This is a genomic window from Rosistilla ulvae (genome assembly GCF_007741475.1).
In the GTDB taxonomy this organism is placed as follows: domain Bacteria; phylum Planctomycetota; class Planctomycetia; order Pirellulales; family Pirellulaceae; genus Rosistilla; species Rosistilla ulvae.
Genome location: NZ_CP036261.1, coordinates 3,139,127 through 3,153,855, shown reverse-complemented (window position 1 = coordinate 3,153,855; position 14,729 = coordinate 3,139,127). Strand labels below are relative to the sequence as shown.

At 57.3% G+C, this 14,729-nt stretch carries 12 protein-coding genes; 6 read left to right on the top strand and 6 right to left on the bottom strand.

Going from position 1 to position 14,729, the window contains the following annotated elements:
- Positions 1-6: 6 nt before the first annotated feature.
- Positions 7-1,020, bottom strand: a complete 1,014-nt coding sequence (gene argC, locus EC9_RS11175) for an N-acetyl-gamma-glutamyl-phosphate reductase (protein WP_145345137.1) — start codon at positions 1,018-1,020, stop codon at positions 7-9.
- Between the two features lie 245 nt (positions 1,021-1,265).
- Here argC and EC9_RS11170 point away from each other — a divergent pair, with 245 nt between their 5' ends.
- Both EC9_RS11170 and EC9_RS11165 read left to right on the top strand, forming a co-directional pair.
- Positions 1,266-3,119, top strand: a complete 1,854-nt coding sequence (locus tag EC9_RS11170; RefSeq protein ID WP_145345134.1) for an adenylate/guanylate cyclase domain-containing protein — start codon at positions 1,266-1,268, stop codon at positions 3,117-3,119.
- A 251-nt stretch (positions 3,120-3,370) separates the two neighbouring features.
- Positions 3,371-4,786: a sulfatase family protein gene (locus EC9_RS11165; RefSeq protein WP_145345131.1), complete on the top strand. Its 1,416-nt coding sequence runs from the start codon at positions 3,371-3,373 to the stop codon at positions 4,784-4,786.
- Positions 4,787-4,912: 126 nt separating this feature from the next.
- Here EC9_RS11165 and EC9_RS11160 read toward each other — a convergent pair whose 3' ends face one another.
- Positions 4,913-7,213, bottom strand: a complete 2,301-nt coding sequence (locus EC9_RS11160) for an ABC transporter permease subunit/CPBP intramembrane protease (protein ID WP_246106077.1) — start codon at positions 7,211-7,213, stop codon at positions 4,913-4,915.
- Positions 7,214-7,215: 2 nt separating this feature from the next.
- Complete coding sequence (locus tag EC9_RS11155; protein WP_145121781.1) at positions 7,216-7,992, bottom strand: ATP-binding cassette domain-containing protein; 777 nt, start codon at positions 7,990-7,992, stop codon at positions 7,216-7,218.
- A 425-nt stretch (positions 7,993-8,417) separates the two neighbouring features.
- Here EC9_RS11155 and EC9_RS11150 point away from each other — a divergent pair, with 425 nt between their 5' ends.
- Entirely contained in the window at positions 8,418-8,822 is a 405-nt protein-coding gene (locus EC9_RS11150; protein ID WP_145345128.1) for a hypothetical protein, read from the top strand.
- A gap of 17 nt (positions 8,823-8,839) precedes the next feature.
- Here EC9_RS11150 and EC9_RS11145 read toward each other — a convergent pair whose 3' ends face one another.
- Positions 8,840-9,838 (bottom strand): 2-hydroxyacid dehydrogenase, encoded by a 999-nt coding sequence (locus tag EC9_RS11145; RefSeq protein ID WP_145345125.1) that lies wholly within the window; start codon positions 9,836-9,838, stop codon positions 8,840-8,842.
- 103 nt (positions 9,839-9,941) lie between these two features.
- Complete coding sequence (locus tag EC9_RS11140; RefSeq protein ID WP_145345122.1) at positions 9,942-10,805, bottom strand: SHOCT domain-containing protein; 864 nt, start codon at positions 10,803-10,805, stop codon at positions 9,942-9,944.
- A gap of 296 nt (positions 10,806-11,101) precedes the next feature.
- On the opposite strand from EC9_RS11140, the gene EC9_RS11135 reads away from it, so the two are divergent.
- Positions 11,102-11,500, top strand: coding sequence for a CoA-binding protein (locus tag EC9_RS11135; protein WP_145121774.1), 399 nt, complete (start codon positions 11,102-11,104; stop codon positions 11,498-11,500).
- 251 nt (positions 11,501-11,751) lie between these two features.
- Here EC9_RS11135 and EC9_RS11130 read toward each other — a convergent pair whose 3' ends face one another.
- A complete protein-coding gene (locus tag EC9_RS11130; RefSeq protein ID WP_145345119.1) occupies positions 11,752-12,915 on the bottom strand; it encodes an AraC family transcriptional regulator in 1,164 nt (387 codons plus the stop codon).
- A gap of 323 nt (positions 12,916-13,238) precedes the next feature.
- On the opposite strand from EC9_RS11130, the gene EC9_RS11125 reads away from it, so the two are divergent.
- Positions 13,239-14,219, top strand: a complete 981-nt coding sequence (locus tag EC9_RS11125) for a DUF1559 domain-containing protein (protein WP_145345117.1) — start codon at positions 13,239-13,241, stop codon at positions 14,217-14,219.
- Positions 14,220-14,259: 40 nt separating this feature from the next.
- Positions 14,260-14,691, top strand: coding sequence for a carboxypeptidase-like regulatory domain-containing protein (locus tag EC9_RS11120; protein ID WP_145345113.1), 432 nt, complete (start codon positions 14,260-14,262; stop codon positions 14,689-14,691).
- Positions 14,692-14,729: the final 38 nt, after the last annotated feature.

The following is a 14,729-nucleotide window of genomic DNA, read 5'->3' as shown; positions in this document are numbered from 1 at the left end:
CTTCTTTCAGTTCATCAGGCCAAGGGTTTGGTCCCAACCGTAGATACAATTCAGATTCTGCACCGCAGCTCCCGAAGCACCTTTGATCAGATTGTCGATCGCCGCGACCAGCACCAATCGGTCGCCGGCCGGCCGCACGGTGAGGTCGACAAAATTAGTTCCCGAGACATGTTTGGTGCTGGGGATATGATCGACGATCCGCACGAACGGCGAATCGCCATACATCGCCTGCCAAATTTCTCGAACGCGATCGGCGTCGGCCTCTTGTGGGCGGACGTAGATCGTCGACAGGATGCCGCGATCCATCGGCGTCAGGTGAGGCGTGAACAACACGTTCGTTCGCGAACCGCTGAATCGATCGATGATGTCATCCATCTCGGGCTGATGTCGATGCGAACCGATCGCGTAGGGTGCAATCGATTCATTGGTCTCGCAATACAGCGTTCCCAATTTCGGCGTCCGCCCCGCACCGCTGACTCCACTTTTCGAATCGACGATAATATCGCTGGTCTGGATCGCACCAGCTTTGATCAACGGGGCCAACGGCATGATCGCTGAGGTCGGATAACAGCCCGGATTGGCGATCAGATCGGCGTCGCGGATTTGATCGGCAAACAGTTCGGGCAGGCCATACGCGACGCGGCCAATCTGTTCGGGCCATGGATGTTTGACGCCGTACCAGTTCTCGTACTCGGCAACGCAGCTCAACCGAAAATCGGCGCTAAAATCGATTACCGTGCAGTCTGCGTCGCGCAACAGTTTGACAGTTTCGGCCGACGCACCATGCGGCAGACAACAAAACGCTACGTCGCACTGCTTGGCAAATTGATCGACATCGAACACCGACAGCTTCAAATCCAAGCGACTGGTCAATTGCGGATGCACCGACGCGATCGGCAGCCCCTCGTCCTGGCGGCTCGTCACGGCGGTGATCTCGACATGCGGATGCCGCAACAGCAACCGGATCGCTTCGTAAGCGGTGTAGCCAGTGGCGCCGATAATCCCGACCCGAACTTTCATCGATTCTCCTGCAAACTTGGATGGTTTAGCGGTTTTCTGTGGGGCATCCCTCGTCGGATTTCTCACCTCCCGCGGCATCGCAGGTTCTCAGAGAGGGTTCCTGCGGGGCAATAAATGTATAGCGAAAGTGGAGCCGCGGCGGTAGGTAACGGATCGTTCCGGGGGTGGCAAGGTTTACTTTCGCGTACAGGTCGAGGATACTTTCGGTTCTGTACAGGAATGGTTTTCGAACATTAGGTTCACCGATGATGTCGTTGAAATTTGAGTTGTTTCGCGCCGACGGGACCAGCGATGTCTGGACCATCGCAACGCCGGTGCATGTGGGACGTCAAGATCCATCCTGCAGCGAACCGGCGAGCGGTCCGTTCGAACAAAACCCGCGCGGCCATCGTTTAATCGTCGCCGCAGCGATCAACCGCGACGTACCACGCTATTTTTTCAGCGTCGACGACGATGACGAGGGGGGGATCGTGGTCCGCAACCAGCATCCCCAGTGCGAACTGGTCCCCACCTTGGGCGGACCGATTTCGTGCAATGGATCGCGACGTTTTGTCGGTTCGGTCGAACTGATGATTCGCGAGCGGACGACGTTGCGGATTTCCAACAGCCAGCCGACCTCCGATTCCTCGCAACTGTATCGCACGCTCAACAGCCAACCACTCGACCCGATGACGATCTCGATGCAGATCGGCGACGATCTGGCGACTCACGCTCCCGATTTGGGGCAGGGACCGGGACAGGGCCAGGAGATCGTGCACCTGTTGCAACAAGTGCTGCCGGTGATTCGCGAAAGCGTCACGACCGATTCGTTTTTTCGAGCTGCGGCCTTTGCTGCGGTCAGGATCGCGAAACTGAACCGCTGCATCGTGCGGCTGTTCCACGGCGGCGAATTCGACGACCGCGCCGAGGTCTTTGAGGATTCGACTTCCGGGGAAGCGATGAGCCGATTGCGGCAATCGGCTCCGGAGGTCAGCGACACGATGATCAACCGGGTCCGCAAACGCGGCCTGACGCAGATCTTTGATACCGCCAGTCCCGGCGCACTCGAAGGGGCATCGTTGGCGAATCTATCGCAAGCGGTCGCCGCGCCGATCTTGGACAAAGACCGCCGCGTCGTTGGCGTCCTTTACGGCGACCGATGGACCGATCTTTCGATGCGTCCGTTTTCGGACATCGAAGCCAAATTGGTCGAGATCCTCGCCGGAGCGGTCGCCGCGGGGATGGCTCGGCAAAGCGAAGAACGACAGCGGTCGTCGATGCAGGTCTATTTCTCCGATCGTGTCGCCAAATATATCGTCGACAATGAATCGCTGCTGGACGCCAAGGAGACCGATGTCAGTGTGATGTTTTGCGATGTCCGCAAATTTAGTTCGATCTCCAAGTCGCTGGGGCCAACCGGGACCGTCTCCTTCATGCAGGATGTCTTCACCGTCCTCAGCGAATGTGTCGAACGGACCGACGGCGTGTTGATCAATTACATCGGCGACGAATTGATCGCGATGTGGGGCGCTCCCGATTCGCAACCCGATCACGCCTTTCGCAGCCTCTCGACCGCCGTGTCGATGTTCGCCGGGATCGAAGAAATTCGCGACCGCTGGAAAGACAAGGTCTGCGAGCCGATACGGATTGGGATCGGAGTCAATTCAGGAACGGCGGCGGTGGGGAATACCGGGTCGCGGATCAAATTCCAATACGGTGTGTTTGGCAACGTCGTCAATGTTGCCAGCCGTTTGCAAAGCGCGACCAAGCAATTTGGCGTCGATTGCCTGGTTTCTTCGAACACCGCCGGACAAACCGGCGACAACTTCCACACCCGTAACCTGGCCACGATCTCGGTCGTGGGAATTCCCGAAGATATCATCGTTCACCAATTGGTCACCGAATCGTCGGACAATTGGCAGCGACTGCGATCGCTCTACGAAGCGGCGCTCGATGATTACCAAGCGATGCGTTTCGCCGACGCGATCCAAAAGCTTGGTCAAGTCTTGCGGAACGACCCCAGCGATGAACCGAGCATGCGCTTGCTGGGGCTCTCGGTTGAACAGCTTCGGCATCCGTCGGAAAACTTTTCGCCCGTCGATTCGCTGACACAAAAGTAAACGCTCGGGCGCTTGCTTCACTCGCGCTGCCATGGCAACCCGCGATCTGTCCGCTTCTTTAAGAACTCTCCTCTCTGCGGCTCTGCGTTAAAGTTCCTCCTTTCACGACACGCGGCGATTCTGTCGAGCGGAACGTGGGATCGGGTTGATTGAAACGCGGCAGTCGCGTCCCCCCTCGGATTTGAATTACAATAATTCAGTTTGCAGACCTGCTTACGAACCCCACTCCGTTTCCCCAACAAGAGTTCATCATGAAGCATCGCACTGGAATTTTTCTGCTCGCACTCGCGGCGGTCGCTTGTTTCTCCGCGGCCACCAATGCCGCGGAATCACGTCCGAACATCATTCTGTTTGTGACCGACGACCTCAGCCCCGACATGGGGTGTTACGGCAACGACGCGATCAAAACACCGAACCTCGATGCCTTGGCTAGCGATGGCGTCCGTTTCACCAACGCCTTTTGCACCACCGCCAGTTGCAGCGCGTCGCGTTCGGTGATCTTGACCGGCCTTCACAACCACAAGAACGGACACTACGGTCACGAACACGCCTACCATCACTTCACCTCGTTTGCGAAGACGAAAAGTCTGCCGGTCCGCTTGAACGCTGCCGGCTATCGAACGGGGCGGATCGGCAAATACCATGTCGCTCCCGAATCGGTCTATCACTTCGACGAAGTGTTGACGGGAAACAGCCGCAATGCGGTCCAGATGGCCGACCGGGTGCAGTCGTTTGTGAAGCAGGACGATAAGCCGTTCTTCCTCTACTTTTGCACCTCCGATCCCCATCGCGGCGGTTCGCGCCCCGATCTGCCGCTGACTCCCAACGCCTTCGGAAACAAGCCCGAAGGTTATGCCGGCGTCGACGAAGTGTTGTATTCTCCCGACGATGTGATCGTGCCATCCTACTTGCCCGACACTCCGGTCTGTCGCGCCGAACTGGCCCAGTACTACCAGAGCGTCTCCCGGATCGATCAAGGCGTGGGCCGGTTGGCCGAAGTCTTAAAGCAAGCTGGCGCCTGGGACAACACGATCGTGATCTTCACCAGCGATCATGGGATCGCGTTTCCCGGTGGCAAGACGACTCAATATGAACCGGGGCTTTCGATCCCGATGCTGGTCCGCGATCCGCGGATGCCCGAGCGTGGGACCGTCAATCCGGCGATGGTCAGTCTGGTCGATATGACGCCAACGATCCTCGACATGGCGGGCGTCAAAGCTCCGAAGAAGGAATTCCATGGCCGCAGCTTCCTGCCGATCCTTGGCGAACAGGATCCATCCGGTTGGGACGTCGTCTATGGATCGCACACGTTCCACGAGATCCAGATGTATTATCCGATGCGAACCGTTCGCCAACGGCAATACAAGCTGATCTGGAACATCGCCCATCCACTCCCCTATCCGTTTGCTTCGGACCTGTGGGCCGCACCGACTTGGCAGGCGCAATACGAACAAGGAATGCAGGCGATGTACGGAAAGCGAACCGTCGGGCGTTATATCCAACGTCCCGAGTTTGAACTGTTCGACTTGAAGGCCGATCCGCATGAGACGACCAACTTGGCCGACGATCCGAAATACGCAGATCGGTTGGCACAGATGCAAGCGGAACTGAAGCAGTTCCAACAGAAGACGGGCGACCCGTGGATCATGAAGTGGGATTACGAATAATCCAGCTCCAGCGATTTTGCCTGGCCAGCTCTTTCAACCGCGGCGGGACGTCGCCGCGGTCGGTGCAGCGTTGAATCGCTCGATGCGTTGAAACCGAACGGCTGAAACTCTCGTTCGGGCGATCGCTTAGCTCGCGGTTTGCGACGCCTGCAGTTCTTGCGACTTGATCCATTCCCGTTCGCTCTTTTGGATCTCTTCATCGTCGGCGTGCTGGTCGTTGAACAGCGAGTAGTAGATCAAACAGGCGACGGCGAGACTGGCCGAGATCACGATCCAGATCGGTTGGTACGATGGAGTCCCATCGGCACTCTGACGCAAGAAAAATCCGAGCCACGAATCGAACAGCTCGGGATGTTCGCTGGTTCTGGCAACCGACAACGACAGCGCGTTATTGGTGACGTGCAGCACGATCCCTGGCAAAACGCTGCCGGTTCGCAGTGCGATCCACCCCAGCACGCATCCCATCACGGTCGCGGCTAGGCTTTGTTGGAAGATCGCGTGGGAGAATCCAAACATCAGTGCGGTCACCAGGATCGCTCGCAAGCCGCCACGATCTCGAGCGAGTCCGCCGAAGATAAAACCGCGGAACGTGAACTCTTCGCAAATCGCGGGAACAAACGCCATCATGAAGATCACCGCCCACAGCGGTTGCGCGTTTAACATTTCCATGATCGGCATGAGCGCCTCTTTGGCGGCGTCGGACATCGGATAAATCTCGCCGATCCAGTAGCCTAATTGGCTGTAGGTTGGATGTAGCGTGAAGCCCAGCAGTAATGCCGCCGCCATCGCGCCGCGCTGTGGAAATCGGATCCGCAGGCTGGTCCGGATGCTGGTCGTCAACACGATCGACATCAGTAGGGCAGGAGCCAGAATCATACCGATCTGCGGCAGCAGGATAGCGATCGCGAGATCGTTCCAACTGTGCGGCTGAGAAGCCATCAGCCGGCCGAAAAATAGTCCCATCAAGACGATCACACCGCACATCAAGGCTTGGCCAACGCTTGCGACAGGTTGGCGATCGCGCCACAGATGCCGCATCCACATTCCCAAGTCCCATTGTTCGCCATCGCGGAACAGGACGTCTTCGTTTTCGAATTGTCGCTGCGCCCAACGGACGGCCAACGACAAGCAACCAAAGGTGACCAACGCCACGACCGGCAGATGAAGCAAGGCTTCGCTGTATTGCCCTTCGACCAAGGCACGCACCAACAGGAACATCCCGGTCACGGGGATCAAGCTGGTTCCGAGGCTGAGCGTCGTCCCGGGCAACAGCGGCACCAAGACCAACGGCAGCGTGACCATCATCAGCGGCATCAGATAATATTGTCCCTCTTTGCTGCTGCGGGCCATCGCGGCGACAGCGAGGGCGAGCGAACTGAAGAGGGCCGACAGTGGGAAGAGTGCTAGCAGCAGCCACAGCATCGCGCCGATCGGCGGCGATCCCATCGCGGCATTCCCTTGAGAGAGTCCCAGTTGATGAAAGGCGAAAGTCGCTGTCAGTTGCATGCTGACCACATTCAACAGCGACGTCATAATGCTGAACGTCGTGACCGCGGCCAATTTGCCCCACACGATCTCGCCGCGCAGCGCTGGGCTGCACAACAGCGTCTCCAACGTTCCCCGTTCCTTTTCCCCGGCGACCAAATCGATCGCCGGATAAAATGCGCCGGTCATCGCCCAGACAAGCATCACAAACGGCAGCAGTTTGGACCAAAAGGCCGCTCGCCGTGTCGATTCCGGAGCGATGTCGCGCGATTCGATCTCGAAGGGACGTAGCGCACTGGCGTCGATTCCCTCGCGGATCAATCGCTCTTTCACCCACAGGCTGCGCCAGCGATCCAACACCATCTGCATCCGATCGCCCGCGACTCGCGATTGATCCGAAGCGACGCTGTACAGCAGTTCGATCTGCGGAACGGTTTCAGAATCGTCGTCGGCCGAGGCGTCGGCAACCGAGGATTCATCGTTGTTTGATGCGGAATCATTCGTCGCATTTGATGTGGACTCGGATGCTGAGTTGGCATGCTTGTCGAAGCCGGCGGGAACCAAGACGACCGCATCGAACAGGCCGTCGCGAATCCAAGACTGGCATGTTTCATCGATCTGAGCGGGAGCGACGTCGACTGGGGTTCGCGATTCGATCCGAACAGTTTCCGGTTTTTGCAGCAGCGCCGGATTGATGCCATCGTCGATTACAAGGCTCGGTTCGCCGGGCAAGTTCTCTTCGCCGACGATGCAGATCGAAATCGGTTGCTGCTGCGTGAACTGAGCCATCTGCAGCATCAACATCCCGACCAAGGGATAGACCAGCATCGGCAGGATGGCGATGGTGAAGATCGTCCGGCGATCGCGCAGCTGATCTCGCATCTCGCGCAGATAGATCAGCCGGATGGTGGAGAATCGTGGTGTTTGCGAGTCTTGCTGCACCGTTATGTCGCTTTCAAATCGTATTCGGGGTCGTCGTGCTCCGCTTCGTGTTGGCTCAGCAGATCGAAGAAGAGTTCTTCAAAATCGTGTTGGCTGTGGCGCTCGCGAAGTTCCGCCAAGGTTCCGGTATCGAGGATCCGGCCGCGATGCATCACAGCGATCCGGTCGCATAACCGTTCGACCTCGCGCATGATGTGCGTCGAAAAGATCAGACACTTGCCGGCATCTTTCAGTGAACGGATCACCTGCAATAGATTACGTGCCACCAGAACGTCCAGCCCCAGCGTCGCTTCATCAAAGATCAAAACCGGCGGGTCGTGAACCAATGCCCGGGCGATCGAAACCTTCTGCTTCATGCCCGTCGAAAGCTTGGCTCCGGGGACGTGGCGAAAGTCGTCCATTCGCAGTTGAGCGAACAGTTCCACCAGTCGAGCGTCCAACGCATCGCGCGGCATGCCGTGCAATTGGCCGAAGTATTCGACCATCTCCCACGCTGTCATCCGGTCGTAGACGGCTGTATTGTTGCTGACAAAACCGATCCGCCGACGCACAGCGGCTGGATCGGCCGAGACGTCATAACCCTGGACGCGAGCGATTCCGGAGGTGGCTTGCAGAACGGTACTCAGGATCCGCAGGACGGTTGTCTTGCCGGCACCGTTGGGCCCCAACAGACCGAAGATCTCACCGGGGCCGACCGAAAACGAGACCGAATCGACAGCAATAAACTTTCCCTTTTGCAGGTCGTCGTATGCCTTGGTGAGCTCGCTGACTTCGATCATTGCATTCCAGCACGCCGGGGCGCGTATGAGTCGGAAAAACGGAAGGCCCCGATCGATTGTATCCGACCGCAGGGAAGCGTCGATCGACCGCTGCCCGTTCCCTCGACGACCGATCCGCAATAACAAGACCTTAGCTTATCGCAACGGGTGTGGGCATCCGCGAATTTTGAATCTACACGGGGTTGAGGCAAGAAGTCGATCGCGCTAACGATCAAAACCGGTCTTTCCGAAATTCTCAGCCCAGCTGGCTCGCGGCTATCTGGCGATCAAAGTCGATCGGACAGGAAAAATTGGACAACCCGCTGCGGTGATCTAAGGTTTCCATTGCAGACGACATTTACCTGAGCATCTGCGAGCCCGCTGGCACCGGTCCTGTCGGTCTCGTATTTCCGCCGCAAGCCCGTTTCCAGCCCGCGACGCCCCGTATGATCCGCATATTACCACCTCTTGCGATCCTGCTCCTTTCATCTGCGGTAGCGATGCTGATGCTGCGCCAGCCAACGGATCAAAACGCCGACATGGAGTTCTCCACAGTCGAAGCGGCCAGCCTGCCGCGGGCTGTTTCTCTAAAAGCCGATCGCGACGTTGAACCTTTCGAACACCAGTCCCCCTCGGAACTACAGGCTGGCTATCCCGATCTGAATCCGCTCCCCGACGCACCCCGCGCCGTTGCGGCGGCAATCCAACAGGTTCCTAGTGTTCCGCTGTCGCAGGTCCACGACGTCTTCTTCACCCCAGGAGATGTCTTTATCGGCCGATCCGTTCCGTCAGCTAACTCGGCGCGGCGGAATCACGCACCGCGAATCCAAGCGAATCCGTTCGCACAATAGTTGCTCGACCGCAGCGTTCAACTGGCGTGCAATTGATTCTTGCAGCTCCCTTCCTTCAGGATGTCGTTCAGATTTTGTAGCGTCGTCGCCGCGATCTGCTGCAACGCCTCCTTGGTAAAGAAGGCTTGGTGTCCCGTGATTAAAACGTTTGGGAAGGTTAGCAGCCGCGCGAAAACATCGTCTTGGACCACTTGTCCCGACAGGTTTTCGAAGAACAGTTTGTCCTCCTCCTCGTAGACGTCGATCCCTAGCGAACCGATTTTCGAAGATTTTAACGCGTCGATGACAGCCTGCGTTTCGACGATCGCGCCGCGGCTGGTGTTGATCAACATCACGCCCGGCTTCATCTTCTGCACCGCCGCCGCATCGATCATGTGATGCGTATCGGGAGTCAACGGGCAATGCAGCGAGATCACATCGGATTGTTCCAACAACGCGTCGAGTTCGACGTACTGGACGTCGGAATCTTCGGCCCACTGCTGGTTTGGATACGGATCATAGGCGACAATTCGGCAGCCGAATCCGCTCATGATCTTGGCGACGACGCGACCGATCTCGCCGGTTCCGATCAGGCCAAACGTCTTGCCGTGCAAGTCGAAGCCAAGCAGTCCTTCGAGGCTGAAGTTGCAATCGCGAACGCGGTTGTACGCTCGTGGAATCTGGCGGTTCAGCCCCAGGATCATCGCAACCGTATGTTCGGCCACGGAGTACGGCGAGTAGGCGGGGACGCGGACGACTTTGATTCCCAACGCATCCGCCGTCTTGAGATCGACGTTGTTGAATCCGGCCGATCGCAGCGCCACGATCGACGTTCCACCGGCATGCAATTGCTGCAGGACCTCGGCGTCGACGAGATCGTTGACAAAGACGCAGACCGCCGGAAAACCTTCGGCTAATTGGACCGTCTGCTGCGACAGGCGAGCTTCTATGTATACGATTTCGTGTTCGCCTTCGCGATTCGCCTGGTCAAAAAATTGGCGGTCGTAAGGCTTCGATGCAAATAAAGCGATCCGCACAGCGGGCTCCTTGAGTTTTGGCGAGTCAGATCGGAACGATCGGCTCACGTCAACTTACCCGTCGGGATCGCATCGAGCTAGGTGGATTGCACCGCCGACGCCACTACAGACGGCTCAGCAGATCCGCCTTCTTCGTCGCAAACTCCTGCTCGCTGATATAGCCTTTTTCCAGCAGTCCACCCAACCGATCCAGGGTTTCGATGATGTCGTTCCCTGTCGCACTGGAGCTCAGATGGGCCGCCGGCATCGGAGCGGGATTGGATGGTTGGGAAGACGAATGGTCAGTATGGCTTGGCGGCGGCGAAACGGGCGGCGCTTGCTGCGGTGCCGCGGGGACGCCATCGCGCGAGATCACCGGCAGCGTCGAAAGATCGACGACCCCAAACTGGCTGGTGAACGTGATCGATCCGCCGCTCCCTTGCTGCTGGCTGAATCCGCCGATCTGATGGTTCAAGGTGTCGTAGATCCAGGTCCCGCCGCCGGTGTTCACAGCCAGCCGATGGATGTTGGCGAAGTAGGCGTAGCGGACGTTGTTCTGCGATCCGATGGCGTTGGGCGATCCCATTTCTTGGGGCCACCAATTTTTTGATGGGTCGGGAACAAACAGGCTGTTGGCCGAACCGATCTGGCCGGCGGCTTGAGTTTGCCCGCCGCTGCCTCCTTGGGATTGCGACTGGAACGATCCGCTGAAGGGAACCAATTGATGGTTGTTGAGCGCGTCGGATATCTCCGCACACAAATTGTTCACGCAATTTTTCAATTGGTGATTAAACAGATCGCTGACCATCGTCATCCCGCCGCGCATCCACTGGCCCGCTCCACCAAACGCCGGGTGATTGAATTGAGCCATCGAGCCGTTGCCGTTCTGCACAGCGATCAACATATGCGTGACCGCATCGGTCGACAGGCCATGTTGTTGGGATAGGCGTTGAACAAGTTCGATACCTGCAGGAGAAAGGTTTTGCACGATAGTTTCCGTTTCAAACGACAGGTAGAAGGGTAAATAGGCGACCTCGTCGCCCCGGCGTTAGGATCGCCGGTGGCAACACAAACCGAGGCAGGCCTAACCTCAATATAGCCGTTGAGGTACCGGACTGTAACGCGTCGTCGAGGACGACTTTGCGCGAGCAAAAGAAGCAACCGGCCCCCCGAGACATATCCATCGTGCGATCACTTTTCTTAATGCGAGCAACTCGCGATAATGAAGCGATGGCAATGTTTTGCTGCGATTTCCCTCAACGCCGCACTGATAGGATCGATCCGATGAACGAAGACTCGCTGAAAAGCTTTTTGGCCGCCAAGACGTTTGCGGTCGCCGGTGCGTCCCCCAAGCGTGAGAAATACGGAAACAAGGTCTTCCGTGCACTCTTGGAAAGCGGACGAGAGGTCTTCCCGTTGAACCCGGCTGCCGATGAGATCGAAGGGCAACCGGCGTTTGCCACGATCGCGGATCTGCCCGAGGTCCCCGATGCGGTTTCGATCATCACGCCTCCTCAGGTGACGCGGCGGATCATCGACGATGCGATCGCAGCGGGTGTGAAACATGTTTGGATGCAGCCCGGAGCCGAAGACGAACAAGCTAGCCAAGCGGCTCGCGAAGCGGGGCTGAACGTGATCGATGACGGCAGCTGTATCTTGGTTCTGCTTGCGCGAATGGCCTGAACCGGCGAGGGTTTTGATCGCGACTTCACGCTGGCTTCACTCATCGACGCCAGCGCTTGTCGATTTAGTCAGCCGTTTGGGCGTTAGCCTCGGTTCCGACGCCACCAAACCGGGGCTAACGCCCAATCGGCTAATGGAAGGAAGTTCGTTGTGACTAAACCGACAAGCTGCCAGCGCGTGCCGGCTGATAGCTCAAATTGAAACCGCGATTTGCCCCGGCGGTCACCGAACGTCGGGGGAAGGTCGCGCGGCTAGCCATGCCGGTATTCATTGGGAGTCAGCCCCACTTCGCGTTTAAAGAAACGGAAGAACGTTTCGACGTGATGGAAGCCCGTTCGCTCAGCGATCTCTTGCGTGGCCAGTCGCGTTTCGCGAAGCAGGTGCTGTGCGTACTCCAATTTTGTTTGTCGGATGACCGCGGTAACCGATTTTCCGACTTGAGTTGTAAACTGCCGTTCCAGTGTCTTCCGCGGCACCTTGGTTGCCGCAGCGACATCGTTGGCGGTGATCGGTTGATTGACCAATTCGCGAATGAACGCCAACGCGGCCTGAATCAAATCGTCTTCGACAAGCATCGCATTGACCGACATCCGCTCGGCGATTCCGCGAGGGCTGACAAGCGTAGGTTCGCTGGGCGGAGGATTGCCATCCATTAATCGGTTCAGCAGTTTCGCGGCTTCGATGCCAATGCGTCGCGGCGCTTGATCGATGTAAGCGATTGGGACTGGCGCCAACGCCGAAACAAGTGGTTCCAATTCGATCGCCAAAATGGCAAGGTCTTCTGGAACACGAAGCCCAATTTGATGGCACAGTTTGGTTAACTCGTATCCCATCGTAGTTGTCCAGACTAGCGTCGCGATCGGTTTGGGAATTTCAATCAACCAATCGATGATGTCGCGCATCTCCGCTTGATTCAGCACGGCCCCGGATCCGGACTGAATCGATCGCTGATGGGTTGTGAATCCCGCTCGTTGAATCGTCTCCACGTATGTCGGACAACATCGGTCGAGATAGGGCATCGATTGAGGCTTGCCGATATAGGCAAAATTTTTCCAACCACGAGCGATGAAATATTCGGCAGCGACCCGACCGGTGGCCGTTTCATCGGAAACCACATTGCAGACGGTGGTGGAATGTTCTGCAAGCCACGACGTATTCACAGCTGGTAAGCCTCGTCGTTCGATCTGTCGATAGAGCTCTTCGTTATTCAATCGGCAGATCGTCCCCTCTCCCTGCCACGATTCTGGCAACACGAGATTCTCCAACGCGCCGCGCTGTTCGATCCAGCAGTCCCAGCCTCCGGTGTGCGACGCTTCCTCTGCGACCCCCGCGAGGATCTCGCGGCACCACGCCGTCGACGTGTGAACCAGCAAGGCAACGCGACGCCGTGCAGATGCAAACGGTTGATCGGACATTCAATGGATCCAAGAGAGAGTCGGAATGAAAAACAACGGCACACAATGCCATCGTCAAGGGAACGATCGCCCCAACAGCAAGCTTCGGCGTTGAACCGTAGAAACCGCCGGCGGCCCGAGCGGGCCACGAATGTGAAGATTCGATCACACTGGTGATCGAAACAGGCCAAAACTGTCAATGCGAAGGGGGCGATTTGTCATTATCGAAAACCACCTCCGCTTCTTACCATAAGCACATCTTTGAAGCAGCATGCAAACGGCATGTGTGATTGTTTAACCATGAAAACACTAGTCCTCAAACTCTTCCAATAAAGGCATCCAATATGATCACGCAACGTCGCGGCGAAACGCGGTTGGGATTTACGTTGGTCGAACTTCTGGTGGTGATCGCGATCATCGGAATTCTCGTCGGATTATTGTTGCCCGCGGTCCAGGCCGCTCGCGAAGCAGCGCGCCGAATGCAATGCTCCAACAATTTGAAACAGTTGGGTCTTGCAGCTCACAACTACCACGACACCTATCAATGCCTCCCCTCGGGCATGATCAACCACTACACATCGGCCGACCACGCGAACCTTGCCTGGGGAGCGTTGATCTTGCCATTTATCGAACAACAAAGTCTGCATGATCGGCTTGGCGTATCCCAACAACCTCTCGCGGTTGCGTTGGAAGATCCAACGATCGTTGAGTTAACCCGCCAGCCGCTCTCGGCGTTCCTCTGCCCATCGGTTCCCGCTCCCGAAATCTCCGATCGCGATGTCGACAAGATTTCCGGTGGCAACATCTACATGAACGTCAGCACCTATGTCGGCAATGGAGGCTCATGGCGACTCTACAGTACCAAAGCTGCCGCCGCCTCTGCGGGTCGAAACGTCGGTTGTGTCAACGGAGTGTTTTCGGCAAACAGCCGAACAAAGTTCCGCGATATTCTCGACGGCACCTCCAGCACCCTGATGTTCGGTGAACGGATCTGGAAGCTGCCGCAAGTGTCGACAGCACTGGTTGTCAATGGCACGACGCATCCGCACGCAGCGTTGGTCTTTGGTGGAGCCCAATCCGCATCCAACACGTATTACGGAATGGCAGACGTCTTGGCCGTTGGCGAAACCGTGATCAATGGAACCGGCTATCCTCGCAACAGCTTCTCGAGCCAACATCCAGGCACGATGCTGGCAACTCTGTGCGACGGTTCGGTCCGCGGCATTTCGCATACGATCGAACACCTGCCTTCGACGTCGGCAATCGACAGCACCTTCGAGGAACTATTGGACATCGCAGACGGTCGACCCGTTGGCGAATTCTAATCAAACAGTTCGGGCACTTACCACAACCGAAGGATCCATCATGCAAAGTACTTCTAAACTTAACACTCAGCTTACCGGCGTGTCCTGGTCAGCTGCGCTCTGCGGATTGTTGCTCGCTGCAATCGGTTGCAGCGGAGAGGTCGGTCCCGTGGAAGCGGGAGGACAGGTCACGATGAGTTCGTCCCCGTTGGCAAACGCCAATGTTGTCTTCTCGCCCATTGGTGGTGGAATCGCTGCCCAGGGAACCACCGACGCGCAGGGGACATTTGAGCTTGTTTCGGCCGATGGAACCCACGGGGTAATGCCCGGTGAATACCAGGTATCGATCTCGACCTATCGTCGCGGCGATCCGCGGGAAAACATCGCCGATTCCGCGGAAACAGTCCCAGCGAAGTACAACGAACAGAGCACGATGCGAGAGCATGTCAGCGTCGATGCAGAAAATCAGTTCCAATTCGAATTGGTCCCATAGCAGCGAACATTTCGCAACCGTTTGTCTTTCGAGCAGTT

Excerpts from the sequence above, each read along its gene's own strand:
- argC (WP_145345137.1), bottom strand. The coding sequence starts at position 1,020 with ATGAAAGTTCGGGTCGGGATTATCGGCGCCACTGGCTACACCGCTTAC.
- EC9_RS11170 (WP_145345134.1), top strand. The coding sequence starts at position 1,266 with ATGATGTCGTTGAAATTTGAGTTGTTTCGCGCCGACGGGACCAGCGAT.
- EC9_RS11165 (WP_145345131.1), top strand. The coding sequence starts at position 3,371 with ATGAAGCATCGCACTGGAATTTTTCTGCTCGCACTCGCGGCGGTCGCT.
- EC9_RS11155 (WP_145121781.1), bottom strand. The coding sequence starts at position 7,992 with ATGATCGAAGTCAGCGAGCTCACCAAGGCATACGACGACCTGCAAAAG.
- EC9_RS11150 (WP_145345128.1), top strand. The coding sequence starts at position 8,418 with ATGATCCGCATATTACCACCTCTTGCGATCCTGCTCCTTTCATCTGCG.
- EC9_RS11135 (WP_145121774.1), top strand. The coding sequence starts at position 11,102 with ATGAACGAAGACTCGCTGAAAAGCTTTTTGGCCGCCAAGACGTTTGCG.
- EC9_RS11130 (WP_145345119.1), bottom strand. The coding sequence starts at position 12,915 with ATGTCCGATCAACCGTTTGCATCTGCACGGCGTCGCGTTGCCTTGCTG.
- EC9_RS11125 (WP_145345117.1), top strand. The coding sequence starts at position 13,239 with ATGATCACGCAACGTCGCGGCGAAACGCGGTTGGGATTTACGTTGGTC.
- EC9_RS11120 (WP_145345113.1), top strand. The coding sequence starts at position 14,260 with ATGCAAAGTACTTCTAAACTTAACACTCAGCTTACCGGCGTGTCCTGG.